The 17,032-nt window shown below is 50.6% G+C and carries 13 protein-coding genes; 8 read left to right on the top strand and 5 right to left on the bottom strand.

Going from position 1 to position 17,032, the window contains the following annotated elements:
- The first annotated feature begins 75 nt into the window (after window positions 1-75).
- Window positions 76-624: an HD domain-containing protein gene (locus Dform_RS05445; RefSeq protein WP_076004111.1), complete on the top strand. Its 549-nt coding sequence runs from the start codon at window positions 76-78 to the stop codon at window positions 622-624.
- On the opposite strand, the gene Dform_RS05440 is transcribed toward Dform_RS05445, so the two are convergent.
- Window positions 621-3,194, bottom strand: coding sequence for an AAA family ATPase (locus tag Dform_RS05440; protein WP_083635367.1), 2,574 nt, complete (start codon window positions 3,192-3,194; stop codon window positions 621-623). The two genes, Dform_RS05445 and Dform_RS05440, sit on opposite strands and share 4 nt — an antisense overlap.
- Window positions 3,195-3,490: 296 nt before the next feature.
- Between Dform_RS05440 and Dform_RS05435 the strand changes: the two genes are divergently transcribed.
- The 6 genes from Dform_RS05435 to Dform_RS05410 all read left to right on the top strand — a co-directional run bounded on the left by Dform_RS05435 (window position 3,491) and on the right by Dform_RS05410 (window position 8,487).
- On the top strand, window positions 3,491-3,928 hold the full coding sequence (locus Dform_RS05435; protein ID WP_076004109.1) for a hypothetical protein: 438 nt from the start codon (window positions 3,491-3,493) through the stop codon (window positions 3,926-3,928).
- A gap of 22 nt (window positions 3,929-3,950) precedes the next feature.
- Complete coding sequence (locus Dform_RS05430) at window positions 3,951-6,767, top strand: cbb3-type cytochrome c oxidase subunit I (RefSeq protein ID WP_076004108.1); 2,817 nt, start codon at window positions 3,951-3,953, stop codon at window positions 6,765-6,767.
- Between the two features lie 4 nt (window positions 6,768-6,771).
- The gene (locus Dform_RS11800; protein WP_076004107.1) at window positions 6,772-6,960 is read left to right on the top strand and encodes a cbb3-type cytochrome oxidase assembly protein; all 189 of its coding nucleotides are present in this window, start codon (window positions 6,772-6,774) and stop codon (window positions 6,958-6,960) included.
- Window positions 6,957-7,268: a hypothetical protein gene (locus tag Dform_RS05420; protein ID WP_076004106.1), complete on the top strand. Its 312-nt coding sequence runs from the start codon at window positions 6,957-6,959 to the stop codon at window positions 7,266-7,268. Before Dform_RS11800 ends, Dform_RS05420 begins: the two co-directional genes overlap by 4 nt.
- 65 nt (window positions 7,269-7,333) lie before the next feature.
- Entirely contained in the window at window positions 7,334-7,960 is a 627-nt protein-coding gene (locus tag Dform_RS05415; protein ID WP_076004105.1) for a hypothetical protein, read from the top strand.
- Window positions 7,961-7,965: 5 nt separating this feature from the next.
- Window positions 7,966-8,487, top strand: a complete 522-nt coding sequence (locus Dform_RS05410) for a hypothetical protein (protein ID WP_076004104.1) — start codon at window positions 7,966-7,968, stop codon at window positions 8,485-8,487.
- Between the two features lie 23 nt (window positions 8,488-8,510).
- Here Dform_RS05410 and rpoD read toward each other — a convergent pair whose 3' ends face one another.
- From rpoD to ppsA, 4 genes are all read right to left on the bottom strand, one after another.
- Window positions 8,511-10,025, bottom strand: a complete 1,515-nt coding sequence (rpoD, locus tag Dform_RS05405; RefSeq protein WP_076004103.1) for an RNA polymerase sigma factor RpoD — start codon at window positions 10,023-10,025, stop codon at window positions 8,511-8,513.
- Between the two features lie 3 nt (window positions 10,026-10,028).
- Window positions 10,029-11,792 carry a DNA primase gene (dnaG, locus tag Dform_RS05400; RefSeq protein ID WP_076004102.1) on the bottom strand — a complete coding sequence of 588 codons (1,764 nt, stop codon included), beginning with the start codon at window positions 11,790-11,792 and terminating at the stop codon, window positions 10,029-10,031.
- Window positions 11,793-12,827 (bottom strand): deoxyguanosinetriphosphate triphosphohydrolase, encoded by a 1,035-nt coding sequence (locus Dform_RS05395; RefSeq protein WP_076004101.1) that lies wholly within the window; start codon window positions 12,825-12,827, stop codon window positions 11,793-11,795.
- 187 nt (window positions 12,828-13,014) lie between these two features.
- A complete protein-coding gene (ppsA, locus tag Dform_RS05390; RefSeq protein WP_076004100.1) occupies window positions 13,015-15,273 on the bottom strand; it encodes a phosphoenolpyruvate synthase in 2,259 nt (752 codons plus the stop codon).
- Between the two features lie 456 nt (window positions 15,274-15,729).
- Between ppsA and Dform_RS05385 the strand changes: the two genes are divergently transcribed.
- Window positions 15,730-17,022, top strand: a complete 1,293-nt coding sequence (locus Dform_RS05385; RefSeq protein ID WP_076004099.1) for a peptidylprolyl isomerase — start codon at window positions 15,730-15,732, stop codon at window positions 17,020-17,022.
- The last annotated feature ends 10 nt before the right edge of the window (window positions 17,023-17,032 follow it).

The raw sequence follows: 17,032 nt of genomic DNA, 5'->3' as shown, positions 1-17,032 counted from the left end.
CTTGACATGTTAACAGCTAATCCACTTTTTGACAACGCGGACAATGGTTTTTTAAGATAAGCCGAGGTGTTATTGATGAAACGAGAACAGGCCATGGCGGCGGTACAAAGTAGAATCGGGAATTCCAACCTGGTCAAACACATGCTGGCAACTGAAGCCGTCATGAGGGCTCTGGCCGAGAAATTTGGTCAGGACGTTGATGAATGGGGACTTGCCGGGCTACTGCACGATATAGATCTTGATGACTGTAAAGGGGATATGTCGGTCCATGGGAGACTATCCGCGGAGATAGCGGAAAGCATGGGGGCATCCGTTTCCGTTTGTCATGCTATTCTTTGTCACGGGATGCTCGGGGAACCCTGCACGAGTCTAATGGACAAGGCCCTATATTGTGCCGATCCGGTAACGGGGTTGATAACCGCCGGCGCCCTCATCCGGCCAGAGAAAAGACTATCGGCCGTCGAAGCCAAATCGATCTTAAAAAGATTTAAAGAAAAAAGCTTTGCCGCCGGCGCCAATCGTGAACAGATCGCCACCTGCTCCGAAATTGGGATAACACTGGAAGAATTCATCACCTTGTCCCTCAAGGCGATGCAAACGATATCCGATGACCTGGGACTCTAATTGTAATTGATCCGGAGATCGCTCCCGTCAGCGGTCTTGAAAACTTCGATCCGCGCCGGGAACGCATCCTTGAATTCTTCGATATGGGTGATGACCAGAACACAATCAAATTGATCCTGGATCGAAGCGATAGCTTCTTTCAATTTTTCAATGCCCGCAGCGTCCTGGGTACCGAAACCCTCGTCGATGATTAGAGTCCGGAGTGGGGCGCCCGCGCGGTGAGCCAGTAATTTTGATAAAGCGAGCCTGAGGGCGAAATTAATACGGAAGGCTTCCCCGCCGCTGAAAAGATCATAATCCCGGGTACCGAGCTCATCCGCTATTTTGATATCAAAGGTTTCGGCTATCTCTCCCTTTTTGGTGGAACGTTGCATTTCGAGTTTCAAACTCATCCGGTTATCAGTCATTTTTGCCAGCAACCGGTTGGCCTCTGATTCCATTTCCGGGACGGCGCTCTCGATCAGGGCGGCTTGAATACCGTTCTTCCCGAATGAAGTCTGAAGTTCTTTGTAGATAGATTCATCAGCAGCGTATTGCTTCAGTTCGGCAGCTTTCCGGGTGAGAGATATTTCCAGGCTGGCAAGATGCTCCAGAGCTTGCTTCAGACTCCCCACTCTTTCAGATTCAGCGTTTACTGACGCCACCAGGGATTTTACAGACTCTTCGGCGTCAGTTATTTCCTGGGCCTTGACCGACGGAGTCTGAGCCAGCAACTGCCTTTGTTCATCAGCTTCTAGGATGCGCTTTGCGAGTCTCCGTTCGAGTTCAATTACGGCGCCGGTGCCTTTGTCCAGATCGGCTGTCTCTTGAACAAGAAGGTTCTCGGCTTGCTTCAACTCTTGATGACGATTTTCGAAAGGTTCAAGTTCTTTAACTTGTGCCTGGATTAGGAGGTGCGCCTGGGCGTCATAACCGATCCCCAGGATCTTTTGCTCTATGACTTCCAGCGTCTTGCGTTCCTCAGAGGCGAAATCACCTTTTTCGATCTGCAGCCTGATAGCGGCGATCTGTTTTTCACCCTCAGGAAGGCGTTTTGAAGCTGATTCCGCCTCCGACAGTTCTGCCTGTAACTGTGCTTCGAGCCGGCTCAGCCGTACAAACTCAGACTTTACGGACGATTCCGAGGAGAGGTGGTGCTCCAGTTCAGTCAACTCCCTGGATTTATCGCTTTTTGCATCGGCCAGCCGGGCTAACGCAGCTTGCGCAGCTTTGCGTTCGTCAGAGAATTTTGATCGCACCATTTCCAATCGTTCTTCACGGAGTTCAGCTTCACACAACGGGCATGCCGCTGGTTCACCTGCCGTAGCGAGCAGCCCGGTTTTTTCCGCTATTTCTGCCAATCGGCGGACCTCGCCTTCCTCTTCAGCATCAAGCGCAGCCAACTCGATCTTGATTGCTTGAAGGCGAATGGTCTCATTCTCGAATTGAATTTCCCTCGTTTTAAGTTTCTCAAGTTCCAATTTAATGTCATCCAGCGAACGCTTTAACACGCTCGATTTGATCGCCTTGGCTGACAACTCGTCGAACTTCGCCTGCCACGCCGATTGTTTGTTTACAAGAAGGTGACGGGATTCGGAGATCTGTTGCTCAAGTTTACGGAGTTGTTGCTCAAGGGCTCGTAATTCAGTGAGTTTCCGGTGATTGTCCTCGTTCGCCTGGCGCGCCGATTGAAGCCGGGAATAACCTTCAATGACCTCAGGCTTGCCATCGGCAATCGCCTGATGAATTTTGATCCGTTTTTCTATCTCCAACAGATCATTGTTTCTCAACTTTAAGTCGGTTTCAATATCTCTTACCGCTAAATCGGCTTGACGCAGCATTTGTTCTCGGGTTTGGATCAATTGCCAGGATGATCTTAAACTATCCAGGGTTAGACGAGCTTCGGATAACAATCTGTTCGTCTCCGAAAGGCGTTTTTGAGTGGAGCTTAAAGCGGATTCCAGTTCCGGCTTACGCTCAAGCTGCTTTTGCTCAAGTTCGATGCCGGTGCCTATCATGTTTTTGGCAGCCGTCGCTTCATTTGCCTTGTCCCTGGCTTTTTGTGACAGGTCATCGTAGATGTCCAAACCGAGAATACCGACGAGAATATCTTTGCGTTCGTTAGGCCGAAGTTCGGTGAAATGATCAGCTTCGCCCTGTTTGAGATAGGCGCTGCTCACAAATGTTTCGTACTCAAGGTGAAGGATATTATTAATCTTTTCTTCGGTTTCAGAAATCGTATTGCCGGAGATATTTCTAAAGCCTTCCTGAGGACCAAGGAATAAGTTCAAGGTGCTCTGACCTGAGGTGCCAGGCTTTTTCGGTTTAGCCCTCCGCCGCGCGACCCTGTAGATCTGGCCATCGCCGGTGCGGAAATCAAACGTGATCTCAGTTTCGGTCTCTCCCTGGGTTATCAGATCATCATCTGACGTGGTTTTACTTCGAAGCCGGGATTTTCCCCAGAGAGCCCAGGTCATGGCATCGATTATCGAAGATTTTCCAGACCCATTGTCGCCGGTTATACATGCCAAATGGATGCCGTCAAAGGAAATACTGGCTAAATCCCCGCGGTACGGGAGGAAATTTCGCATTTTAAGACGGACTGGAATCAACGCGTATATACCTCGTGAGTGATTTTAGCATGGGCCTGCCGGTTACAACCACCATTGATATCATTCGCAGGGAGGCGCAAAGGAACCAGATAAACAATCGGGTTCGGTCAATTTGCTGAATATTTATAAAATGGTCTTATGAATGAATCGAAGATTTAACTACCTACCTTCAAATACGTACTTTCACGCATCCCCAATTACGTAATTGTACTAATTGCACTTCGATTCAAACGATTTAGAATGATGATAACTCAACTTGCCGTAGGAGGGAGCGGATGAGGAAGGTATTCGTGATCCTGATTGGAGTCCTTTTTTTAGCTGCTGTGCCTCTGTGTTCGTGCCAGCCGACTGAGCCTTTATATCCAATACAACCTCAAGTATTGTTGCTCTCTCCAGCCTATGGATCAGTATTGGCTAGCGGCGACATCACGATCAAAGCCTATGTCGAATCCGTTGATTTGGTCGATAAAGTGGGTCAGGAAAACGTGCCCGGCGAAGGACACCTCATTTATTACCTAGATGTAATGCCGCCCGTTGTCACGTCTGCTGCGGCTATCCCAGGTTCTGGACAATACGCAACTTCCTCACAGTTATCCTACATTTGGTTAAATGTCCAGCCTGGAGAACATATATTGGCGGTTCAAGTGGTTAACAATGACAACACACCAATGGAAAATTACTCGGCAGTATGGATAACGATAACTGTCAAGTGAATTAAGGGGAGATTGAAACGATATGAGCGCGCACGCAGAAGAGGTCAAACAGGTCGCCGTTCCCCCCGAAAGCGAATTCAAAGAAACCGATAAGGTCGCCAAGATATGGTTTATATTTGCCACCCTGTGGTTCCCATTTTTCACATCCTTCGGCCTGCTTCTTGCGATTAAATTTTTCTTTCCCGACTTCCTGAGCGAATCAGCTTGGGATACGTTTGGGCGCATCAGGCCATCCCACGTAAACGGCGTCCTGTTCGGTTTTCTTTCTTCCGGGTTGCTAGGAATTATGTTCTGGACAGTACCTCGCATGTGCGCGCGCGGCCTCTACAAAGCCAAGGTCGCGATGTTTACGCCATTTCTCTGGAACTTCGGAATCCTGGCCGGAATTATCTGGATCATGTTAGGCGGCAGCCAGGGACGAGAATACGCCGAGTTGCCCTGGGCTATCGATATTGCAGTCATGGCATGCCTTTTCCTTAACATTTACAATATCTGGGGCACGATACTCACCAGAAGAGAACCGAAACTCTACGTTTCTCTGTGGTACTACATGGGAACCACGCTGTGGTTCCCCATCGTGTATTTTGTCGGCAATGTCATGTGGCATCCAGCAACGGGCGCTTTGAACGGAACTCTGGATGGCATTTTCAACTGGTATTACGGCCACAACGTTTTGGGATTATGGTTCACCACGCTGGGCATTCCCGCCTGGTACTATTTTATACCAAGACTGCTCAATCGTCCGCTATATTCGCACCTGCTTTCCATCATCAGTTTCTTCAGCATCGCCTTAATCTACACCGGCGTCGGCGGCCATCATTTGCTCCAATCGCCAATACCTGAGTGGCTGAAAACCGTTTCTGTAGTGATGACAGTGTTGATGATGGTGCCCGTCCTGGCTTTCATGACTAATATAGGACTGACTATGCGCGGGTCGTGGCACAAACTAACTCAGAGTACCGTGCTCCAGTTCATTTTTGCCGGGTTTGTGATGTACGTATTAACGTCGATCCAGGGAACCCTGCAGGGACTGCGTAGCACCAACGCTTATCTACACTTCAACCAGTGGACGATAAGCCACGACCACCTCGCTCTGCTCGGTGGATTCGGATTCTTATGCGTTGGAGGTATATTCTGGTTATTACCCCAGATCTGGGGTAAGCAATTGTGGGGAGGCAAGCTTTCGATGCGCACTACCTGGTGGGTGGCGTTTCTGGGCTTCCTCACATTCTTCTCATCGATGGTGGTCAGCGGCCTGATTGCCAGCGGCGACTGGTGGATGCACCTGAATGTGGTCGAAACATTACCTGCTTTACGTATCAGCTTTATCTGGCGCGCGATCGGGGGCGGCATCATCATCCTTGGCGCCTATATTTTTGCGATTACAATATTCATGACCTGGTGGAAAAGCCGTGTCCCCTTCAAGGCTGAAATTCCCGAACTTATCGAGGGTGTCAGTGCCAAATCTCATTCGAAATGGATGAATACCAGCCAGGAAAAGATCAACGTTCCGATAATTACTATCGGTGGTTTGACGGGTTTCCTGTTGATGTCTTTCACCTTTCTCGTAATGTCGTACATGTATGCAGCTGACGCTCCCTCAATGCGGGCTCAGCCTTTGACAGAAGCTCAGCAGGCTGGATTACTGGTCTATAAGGCAAACGGTTGCGAATACTGTCACAACCAGTTCATAAGGCCTCAGGATTGGGCAATGGGCTACACGTCACAGGCAGGCGATTTCTATTTTTCGGTACCCAATTTCCTGGGAACCGAACGGACAGGGCCGAGTCTCGGGCAGATCGGAGGCAAAAGACCGACTGTGTGGGATATCCAACACGAGATTAATCCTCGCAGCCGTTCACCTCGATCGATAATGCCGTCTTTTGCCTGGATGAGTGACACAGATCTGAATAATCTAGCCGCCTATTTGCAGTCGTTAGGTGGAGAAGACCTGGATCCATCGGGTTTTTATGCCCCAGTGCCTTATGAATTTTCATTAATAAGCAATCCGCACGTTCCTTTGATGATGCAAGTTGCGTCGTATTATGATCCTGAAACCCAAACGTACACTGGGCCTGAGTCTCTTGGCAAACAATGGGCAGACATCTTTGAGCAAGGTAAAACTCTTTTCGCTCAAAAATGTCTGCCATGCCACGGTGATTCCGGTAACGGTATGGGACCATACGCGAGGCAAACATTAGCCCATCCGGCAAACCTGCATGAACGCATTGCTCTGTTTGCGGATGCCGGCGGGGATGCGATGCATTTCTGGAGGATCCATGAAGGAGTACCTGGGACAGCTATGCCTCCGTGGGGGTGGACTGTCAGCGATGATGATATCTTCAAGATAATGACTTATGAGATGAGTTTTGTCATTGGTCCCGGCGCCGTACGCACGGTGTCAGGAGACGTTTCGGATCAAGAAGGCGATGATTTTGATGCCCAACATCATCCAAAGCCGTTAATCCCGGGAACCGAACAGGATTTCAATAAAGGGAAAGGGTTGTATGCAATCTATTGTGCCCAGTGCCATGGAGATGACGGCCATGGTGATGGACCAGCTTCGATAGTCACCGCGGGTACCGGATACATCCAACCTGAACCGGCAAACTTTGAAGAAAGCGGCGGCGATTTTACCAACTATGGTCGTTGGGTTTGGAAAGTAACGGAAGGTGTCGAGACGACCAATATGCCTCCGTGGAAGGAAGATTTAACGGACATCGAAATTGCCCAGGTGATATTGTACGAACAATCGTTTTCGAAACCGGACGATTATAATAGCAAATGGGCGCCGTTATACACCGATCCATTCGCTGTGAACTTAATGAAAGGGGGATAAAGTATTGAATGAGGCACAAATTGCCCAAGCGATAGTCACTGTATCATTGCTGCTGATATTTGGGGGTTTGTTCATTTGGGGTTGGAAAACCGGGCAGTTCAAAAACATTGAACAAACCAAGTATGTAATTTTCAAACGGCCTGAAGATGATGGCAAATCCACTCAATCTCCCGGGAAAGGTGAAAAGCCATGAATTGGAACCCTTATCTATTAAGCAACATTTATCTGGGGGATTACGTTTATGCTCATTATTTCAGCATGACGGTCGTCCTGACAGCGATGTTCCTCACCGTGATTTCTGTCTACATGTTAATGAGGAGTGGTTCCGGTTATACAGTAGAAGACACTCAAGCGCATGCGAATATATACGGCGGAGTCATATATGAAGGCCATGGTGGCATGACTGTCTTCCTATGGACCTTTTTTGTCTTCATGATAATCTGGTCAATCGTGTATTTTTTCCAACATGCGGCAGAGTTCAATATCTGGTTTGCTTACTAACTGTATCGATGAACTTCTGGGCTCAACCATCCTCCGGGTGGTTGAGCCCTTATAAGGAGATTTTCTTGTTAATAAGTGTCAGAAGAATAATAAAAATAGTTTCCCCCATTTTTATCATCGCTTCGATATCGGTGGCATGCAGTTCAAGCGGCGATTATCAGGCGATGAACATCAAGGAAGGGTTCCAACACTTTACTTTTGAGTATCCCAAGGATTACAAACTGATCTACCTCAATTTGGAGAATATGGAAAATTCTGTTAATTCTCAGGTTGGGATCAGTTTCAACAGTTCGTCAGGTTATAGCGAAATCTACATTTATGTTTGGTATCCGGCGAGTGACACGAACACAAGTGAAAAGTTGATCACTGCCCTGGTCAACAATGCCAAATCGTCACTCTCCGATTTTAGTATTGTTAGCATGCAGCCCATCATGCTCGGTGATATCCGCGCCCAGCAATGTTTTTTTACGGCAGACAGCTCAGGAACCACCAGTCCGCAGGATACTGCTCAACCGACGACGACAGCACCGGTTCAGCCCACGCTTCAACCGCGCCCGGCAAATTATTACATTACCGTCATGGTCCAGAGTGGAATAGCGATTGAAATCGATATGACCTGCGATCAGACCATTGCCAGCTCGATGACGGATGGCTATCAACACGTATTGGAAAGTTTCGGACTGTTGGACTGAAGCTCATGGTCACTGGAGATTTGGGTCTTTTCGGAGAGCGTGTTGCCGTTGCCTTGGGTTTCCTTACCCTTACCAGTTTTCTAGCCGTCGCTTTGTCCTGCCGGACCTTTGTGTCTCTGGCCAACCGGATTAACCTTGGCGCAGTGGTCGCAAGCCGTCCGTATAAGGTATTCTTCCGTTACCATTCTATATACTGGTGGGTTTTCCTATTGTTCCTAATTCCCCATGTCATGGCTGGCATAATGCATACCAGTTTACCCAAGCGGGGAGATCCTGACGCGGGAATTCATCTCGCCATATTAATAGCCGCTGTAGGTACCTTTGGTTCCATAACAGCGACCTTCGCTAACTGCAGGTCCTTTGCATCGCTTCTGAAAGTATTCCGCGCAGACAAAACTTATACCGGTTTTTATGGTCGATTTTATGCCTGGCACGGTTACTTCTGGTTGATTCTGATTGTGTTTTTACTTGGACATCTTATCGTCAGCTATGTTCACGTCGGTTTCTGGCCGACAAAATTGGGATAAACCCGTTTCGCGGTAACGTTCGACTATTCAAGGTAGTCCTTCAACTTCCGGCTTCGGCTGGGGTGTCTCAGCTTACGAAGCGCCTTGGCTTCAATCTGACGGATCCGCTCTCGCGTTACATTGAATTCTTTCCCCACCTCCTCAAGTGTTCGGCTTCGGCCGTCCTCTAAACCGAATCGGAGTTGCAGCACTCTGCGTTCACGGGGAGTAAGGCTGCCCAGGACGTTATCGATCTGCTCCTTGAGTAATTGGCGCGAAGCGGCATCAGGCGGGGGCAGCGCATTTTGGTCTTCGATGAAGTCCCCAAGGTGGGAGTCTTCTTCTTCCCCGATGGGAGACTCCAGCGACACCGGCAACTGGGAGACTTTTGCGATTTCGCGGACTTTGTCGGCTGGGAGTTCCATTTCTACGGCGATTTCTTCCGGGTTGGGTTCTCTCCCCAGTTTTTGAGACAGAGACCTTGAGACCGACAAAAGCTTGTTGATCGTTTCCACCATGTGAACCGGGATACGGATCGTCCTGGCCTGGTCGGCAATAGCGCGGGTGATGGCCTGGCGGATCCACCAGGTGGCGTAGGTTGAGAACTTGAACCCACGATGGAAATCAAATTTCTCGACCGCTCTTATTAGTCCTATGTTGCCTTCCTGGATCAGGTCGAGCAGCGGCATACCCCGGCCGATATGTTTTTTAGCGACGCTTACCACCAGCCTGAGGTTAGCCTGGATCAGGTGCCTTTCAGCTTTTTTAGCTTCGATTTCAACGGTATCAAGATAATTTTTGAGTTGATGTTCGTAGTGCTCCAGCCGGGTGATAAAAGACGGATCAACGACAAGTTTATCGATGTCGGCCAATTCCATGTCGGAGGGAATGCCATCGAGCACTTTTTTGGGTAAGAGGTCACTATTCAGAGAAAGGTCGATCAGCGCCTGCTCGATCTGAGAAACCGGGGCGCCCTGTTCTTCAGCGATGCTTTTGGTGAGTTCCTGATCAATTTCCTGATCAATACTGGCGCGTAGCTTGGGGGAAAACACCGCTTCTTTGAAATTGGTTGAAACGGGGAGTCCGAGCTGTTTTTGTAACATACTGACGGTTACAGCCGCCTTCACCAGCTCTTGAAGCATGCAAACCATTGTTTCCACCGCGGTAGGGGGGTGCCCATCCTTCAGGCGGCACTGCTCCCGTATCTCCCGGATGCGTTTTCCCTCTTCCATTTTCTTGGCGAGCATTTTTTCTGTTTCGGCGTTCAGCAGCGGTACTCGTCCGATCTCGTGGAGATACATTCTTACCGGATCGTCAACAATGCCGTGCTCGAGTTGCTCCAGAGGCATCTCCAAATCGGGCAGCAATGCCTCTGCTCCTTCAGGGATGGTGTCTGACTCCGCCTCCGCCTCAGCTGACAGGTCTTCAGCGGTAAGGTCGCCGGGACCTGAGGGACCGGTTTCCTCTTCGGCTTCCTTTTCTTCCTCTTCATCCGCCGGCGCAACCGGGGTTTCCAGATCCTCATCGTTAATCGAATTTTCAGATCGTTCTTTTTCCATTTATTACCTCCTGGGGCTTCGACGTCTTTCTTCTTTACGTTTATATAGCTCGGCAAGCCGGCTGTCTAATGATAGTCCCTGTTCTTTGTATCTAAGCAGTTCCGACGCGCTGCCCCTGTTATCTTCGGCGTTCAAAATTTCCTTGATTTTGGAGGCAGCGGCTTTCAGGTAGTTTTCTTCCAAGCGCAGAGCGCACTCCGTTAACCTGTCAGCCAGGCGATCTTCGGCGACGGGTCCAGCCGACACGATTTCCAAGCGTTGCCAAACCGCGGGATCGAGTCTCGTCTTAAACAATCCGGGTTCGTCACAAGTCAAACAAAGGCGGTATATTTCCCGATCCTCGATGCTTTCAAGATATTCCCCGCGGAAACCAGCGCAGACTGACCTTAACTCAGGGTGTTTTACGAGTATCGAAAGAAAATAATTCTCTGTTTGGTGATTTCGTATTGGAGGGGCCTTGGCAGGTTGTCCCGTTGCTCTAACTCCGGGCTGCGGTAGTTTAAGTTGAGCCAGGCTGAATTGCAAGTCCGATACTGCTGTTCCGACACGGCTGGCAAGCAGGGCCAGGTAGTGCGTCCGCCGTACCGGGTCGTTGATTCCGGCGACAACAGGTAACAATTTGGTCACTAGGTCTGATTTGCCCATGGCAGTGTGGAGGTCGGCAGATTCAATGGATCTATTAAATACGAAATCGACCATGGGTGTTGCCGAAGTCAGCAACCTGCGCCAGTGTTCGGCATCGGCTCTAATCACTTCGTCCGGGTCCTGACCAGTGGGAGCCACCACCACCTTAATCTCGCGTTCCAACAGGTTTTCAAACGGGACGCACCGTGCCATCGCTTCCTCGCCCGCCGCGTCGGCATCGAGAGCCAGGATAAGATTGGCTGATAATTTTTTCAGGATGTGTAACTGTTTTTCATTGATGGCGGTACCCATCGATGCCACCGTATTGGTGAATCCGTACTGATGACTGATGATCGTATCAAGATACCCTTCAACGATGATGGCGGCATCGGCGTTGCGGATAGGCGTAGCTGCGAGACTGATGCCATACAAGGTGGAACTTTTCGAAAACAGGGGTGTTTCGGGTGAGTTCAGATATTTTGGTTGCGAATCATCCAGGACTCGAGCCCCGAAGCCGGTGACATGCCCCTTAATATCCGTTATGGGAAACATGATCTGGTCACGGAACCTGTCGTAATAACGGCCGGAGTCGCTTCTGCCCAACAACCCCGCCTCGGTCAGCAACTCGTCGGTGTAGCCGGCGTTATTGAGATAGTCTTTAAGCGCCTGCCATTCGGGTAGGGCATAGCCCAATTGGAAAGAGTCTATCGATCCGGCATTGACGCCTCGTTTCTGTAAATAAGCACGTGCTTTTTCCGCCGCGTCGGTATTTAAAAGTAAGCCATGAAAATATTGGGCGGCGGCTGCATTAACCGAATAGAGATCCGACCGATGGCTGGTTTCAGGGACCGGTTGGAATCTTGAAGGCAGAGGGACGCCGTATTTTTCGGCCAGCCTTTCGAGCGCTTCCGAGAATGAAAGCCCTTCTTTTTTCATCAGGAATGAAAATATGTCGCCGCCGGTGGCGCAGGCTCCGAAACAATGCCAGGTGCCGGATTCGGGATAAACGAAAAAACTACCGTGTTTCTCCGAGTGAAACGGGCAAAGGCCTTTCAACGATTTGCCGGACCGGATCAACGTCGTGTATTGGCTGACCAGTTCCGCTATATCGGCACGGGATTTTATTTCGTTAATGACATCCATTTAGATAAGACCAAATGACGCGGCTGTCTGAGTAGCGAATTGATCGGTCATTCCGGCGATGTAGTCGACGACCCCTCTAGCCGGATCTTTTAAGTCACGGAATTCCGGCGGCAGACGCTCCGGAGACTCCAGATAGAAATTATACAGGTTCCTCATCGTTAGCCGGGCACTCTCAGCATTGCGATCGCGGTTATGGTACACCCGCTCGAACAAAAAATCTCTTAACTGGTTGCAGGCGGTAAGAACCGGCTGACTCATGCCGATTTTAGCCGGCAATCCCGGTGACAGGTCAGATACACCGATCGAAAAGGTTATGACGTCGCGGACCATAGTGTCAACCATTTTGGATTGAGTTTCCCCCAATATCCCCACCGCCTGAAGTGGGAGATCCGATATCGAAATCATGCCAGCTCTGACCGCGTCGCCTATATCGTGGTTGATGTAAGCTAAAGCATCAGCCAGCCGGCATACCTCACCTTCCAAAGTCGCTGGTTTACCAGCGGCTGAAGCCATGATGTTGCCCGGGATTTTGGAATGATTGAGAATGCCGTCGCGGACTTCGGCGGTCAGGTTCAATCCCTGCCCGTTATTTTCAAGTGTTTCAACCACTCTGAGACTCTGTAAATTGTGCCTGAACCCGCCCGGGTACAGTTCATTCAATACCTCTTCACCCACATGTCCGAAAGGGGTGTGGCCCAGATCGTGACCGAGACTTATGGCTTCAGCCAAATCCTCGTTAAGGCGTAGAGCCCTGGTTATCGTTCGCGCCAGTTGCGAAACCTCCAGGGTATGGGTCAGCCGGGTAACATAGTGATCGCCCGAAGGCGCAATAAATACCTGGGTTTTATGCTTCAGCCGGCGAAAAGCTTTACTGTGAATGATACGGTCCCTGTCGCGTTGAAACTCCGTGCGTACCCGACTCGGTTCTTCAGCCTTTGCCCGTCCCAGGGTGTTGCTCGACAGGGCGGCACAGGGCGACAACCATTGGCGCTCACGCTCTTCCAGATAAAGACGGATATCGGAGGGGTTGGTCATCAGGATGTGCCTCTGCGGTCAATCCGAAAACAACGTTCGGCTATATCCCGAAAAATGACAACAGTTCGCCCAAAGATTGTCAAGTGCCCAATCCTGGGGGCGAACTGCCTCAATACTGTCCCCGACCTTAAATTTTCCAAAGGGAATGGAAAGACTATTATTGTGAAAGTAAAACCTTTAAGACAGGCTAACCATGGACCTTAGCTTCGGCCTTGGCGATGATTTCCCTGGTCGTGCCGATCATATCCGGACTGACCGAAACAGAAGTAATGCCCCATGCTACGAGTTTCTCAGTCATTTCGGGATAGACTGAGGGAGCCTGACCGCAGATTGAAGACGTGATACCTTTTCGCTTAGCGGTCTTTACCGCTATTTCAAGCGCGGCCATCACGGCATCGTTACGTTCATCGAATGTTTCCTGGAGTTTCTCCGAATCGCGGTCAATTCCGAGTGTAAGTTGAGTAAGATCGTTCGAACCGATCGAGATACCGTCAATTCCAACGTCGATAAATTTGTCCATCAGGAAGATATTGGCGGGGATCTCTGTCATCATCCACAGCTTGAAGTCAGGTCCCCGCTTCAAGCCTTCGGCTTCCAGAATTTCTTTGGTTCTTCTGAGCTCATCAACGGTACGGACAAAGGGAATCATAACCCAGAGATTAGGATAGTCCTTACGCACCCTCTTGATGGCCTCAATTTCCATTTTGAAGCTGTCGATATCTCGGATATACCGGGAAGCGCCCCGATAACCCAGCATCGGATTTTCCTCGGGTAGTTCGTACTTGTCGCCGCCTTCAAGTTCGCGATATTCATTGGTTTTGAAATCAGTCGTGCGGTAGACCACGGGACGCGGATGGAAAGCCTTGGCGAAAGGGACGATACCCTCGTACAGCTTATTGATGAATTCTTCCTGCCTGCCGGTTTCGATCATATAGTTGGGATGCTTGCCGATTCCGCTTATGATGAACTCGGCTCGAAGCAAGCCAACGCCATCGACGTTGCGGGCGGCGACCATGTCAGCCAGTTCGGGCTGGGCTAAGTTTACATAAACTCTAGTTTTTGTCTTGATCGCGTCCCGCACCATGCTGACGACGGACGAGGTTTGAATACGCCGGGCAACCTTACCCGGATATACCTTGCCGTGAGTACCATCGACCGTAATGATCTGCTCATTCCGAAGTACTTTTGTTGCTTCATGAGTTCCAACGACGCAGGGGATACCCAGTTCCCGGCTCACGATCGCGGCATGAGACGTCCGGCCGCCGCGGTTGGTGACGATGGCGGCAGCTCTTTTCATCGCCGGGACGAAGTCAGGAGTGGTCATTTCGGCGACAAGGATGTCGCCTGAATCGACTCGGTCGATTTCAGATGGATCCATCAGTATTTTGACCGGTCCGGAGGCCAAGCCGGGGCTGGCCGGGGACCCTTCCAGGATCGGCTGTTCTTTGATCTCAGGCTCTTCCTCCAGCGCTTGTTCCTTAATGGCGGTTACCGGTCGGGATTGAACAACGTAAATTGCCCCGTCTTCCTTTGCCCATTCGATATCCTGTGGAACTCCATAGTGCTTTTCAATGTGCATGGCTAATTCGGCAAGCTTGAGAACATCTTCGTCGCAAAGTTTTTGCTGCTCCTGCTTGTCGACCGGTACCTGCTGCCAGTAATTTGCGCCTTCTCCGGTTCCCGAAGTGTTTCGTACAAGTCGCCGGTCCTGAAAACTTATCCGTCGTGACAGGATCGCCGGCCCCTGTTTGGAGACGATAAAAAGATCAGGATTGATTTCACCTGAAACCAATCCTTCTCCCAGTCCGTAAATGGCTTCGATTACGATCTTCGAAGGATCGTGAGTTATTGGTTCAATGGTAAAAATAACGCCGGAGGTGACCGACTGTACCATGCGTTGCACGGGTACGGCGATACCGACCTTGAAATGATCGAAATGCTGTTCCTGGCGATAATATATGGCGCGCGCTTCGAACAGAGAGGCCCAGCACATCTGAACGGCATGCACCACCTGATCGGGGCCTTCCTGATTGAGGTAGGTGCTTTGCTGACCGGCGAAGGACGCTTCGGGAAGATCCTCTGCTGTGGCTGAGGAGCGCACAGCTACCAGCCCACCTCCCAGCTTGGCATAAGCATCTTTAATCTGACGGGCGAGGCTGTCAGGCAGAACTGTCTGCATGATTAAATCTTTGATCTTGACCGATGCGGCAGACAAGGCTTTCGAATTCTCGATGTCAAGACCCTCGAGAATTTTGCGTATCTGAGATTGGACGCCGGAAGAATCTATGAAATCGTAATAGGCAGATGATGTAATGATAAAGCCGGGGGGCACTGGAATCTTGGCATTGGTCATTTCACCGAGGTTAGCGCCTTTGCCGCCGACCAATGGTATATCCTGTTTGGTAACCTGGTCGAACCAGACAATCGCTTCCGGCTTTTTCTGCATCCCTGCTATCTCCTTCCAGAGCTGTTTGTTTTTGGTCAAGCGCCAGAGGCAGAGTACGATACTATTGGAAACGCGAGCGAGCCTCAATCTTTGGAAAAGGCTAATCATTCTACAACAAATAGTCTCAATGTTAAAGTGGGTACGCAGGCGATTGGTGTCGACTACATATATTTTAATAATAGCGACCGCAGGTGATTACGTCAGACTGAGATTCCATTGGTTTATAGATATCCTTTCGCATGTATTTTTAACAGGCATCCGTTGCAAGGCCACAACGCTACAACTTATAATGGGACGGTTGGCACGCGGAAGCGTGCTTCTAATTTACGCGTGGCTAAGGCAACTTTTCCCGGTTCCAACCGTTGTAAGCTAAGAGGAACAATATTTCACATAAAGTATTCACAGTTTTCTGGTAACATATCCGCACACACGTCATTCTAGATAGGGGTTAAAAAATTGGCTAAGAAACACAAGCGTCAACATCAGGACCATCCTTCGATAGGCATTTCGAAGCTAGCCCAATCGCGCCTGGCAAAACAGAAACAGCGGAAAAAGGTCACCCTGTGGGCCAGCATCGGCGTCGTCGCCCTGGTGGCTATCATCCTGCTCACCGGCTTCGTCACCCAGCAGCTGATCCCGGTGATCATCCCGCTGCACAAGACGGTCCTTACGGTTAACGGCGTCGAGTACAACGCCCAATACATCGCCCGACTGGTCAACTACTTCACCGGCGGCGATCCGACCTATGCCTACCTCTACATCGACTACGCCATCGAGACGGCCAAGCAGGATCAGCTGATCAAGGAAGCGGCCTCCAAACTGGGCATCACCGTCAGCGATGACGAGGTCAAGGCTTACCTGTCTGACGCCAAATTAAAAGACAACCAGACCACCCGCGATATCGCCTACGGCTCGCTGTTGTACAAGAAGCTGATCGACCAGAAGTTCAAGCCCGAGATCGGCTCGTCCGGGCTACAGAGACAGGCTTACGTCATGCTCCTGGAGAGCGCCGCCGAGGCTGAAGCCGTCATGGCACGGTTAAAAGCCGGCGAGAGTTTTGCCGACATCACGGCAGAATTGTCGCTCGATGCGACGACCAAAACCGATAAGGGCGACCTGGGATATCATCCCAAGGGGATCTTCGACGGACTGGTGACCGCCACCGGCCTCGACGACAAGATCTTCAGCGGCGCGGTGAACGATATTTCCTATTACTATGACGACACCAAGAGCAAGCAGCTCGGCTACTGGATAATCAAGGTCACCGAAAAGAGCACCTCAAACGGCGTCACCACCGCCAAGGTTTCCGGCATCCTCCTGCCCACCATCGAAAAGGCACAGGAGATCCAGCAGAAACTGGCGGAGGGCGGCGATTTCGCCACCCTGGCCAAGGACAATTCCCAGGATTCCACCACCAAGGACACCGGCGGCGTCCTGGCGACGCTGACCCAGGGGACATCGACCGGGGCGTATGTGGACTGGGTCTTCGACGAGAACACCCAGGTGGGAGCGGTCAGCGATACGATAAAGACGACCGATTCGGCCACCACCGGGGCCTACTGGCTGTACCAGATAGTCTCCGAGCAACCCAACCGCGATTTCACCGAGGACGACCAGACGACGCTCGTCAACGCCGCCTTCTCGGACTGGGCCAAGGCCCTGGCCGACGACCCGGCCAACAAGATCGATGAGGTCACCCTGACCGAGGCCCAGCGCGATCTGATCGCCTCGCAATCTGAAAAAGCTTAAGGACAACGAC

Origin of the sequence: Dehalogenimonas formicexedens (assembly GCF_001953175.1) — a bacterium.
Taxonomy (GTDB): Bacteria; Chloroflexota; Dehalococcoidia; order Dehalococcoidales; family Dehalococcoidaceae; genus Dehalogenimonas; species Dehalogenimonas formicexedens.
This window is presented reverse-complemented; position numbering and strand designations above follow the sequence as displayed.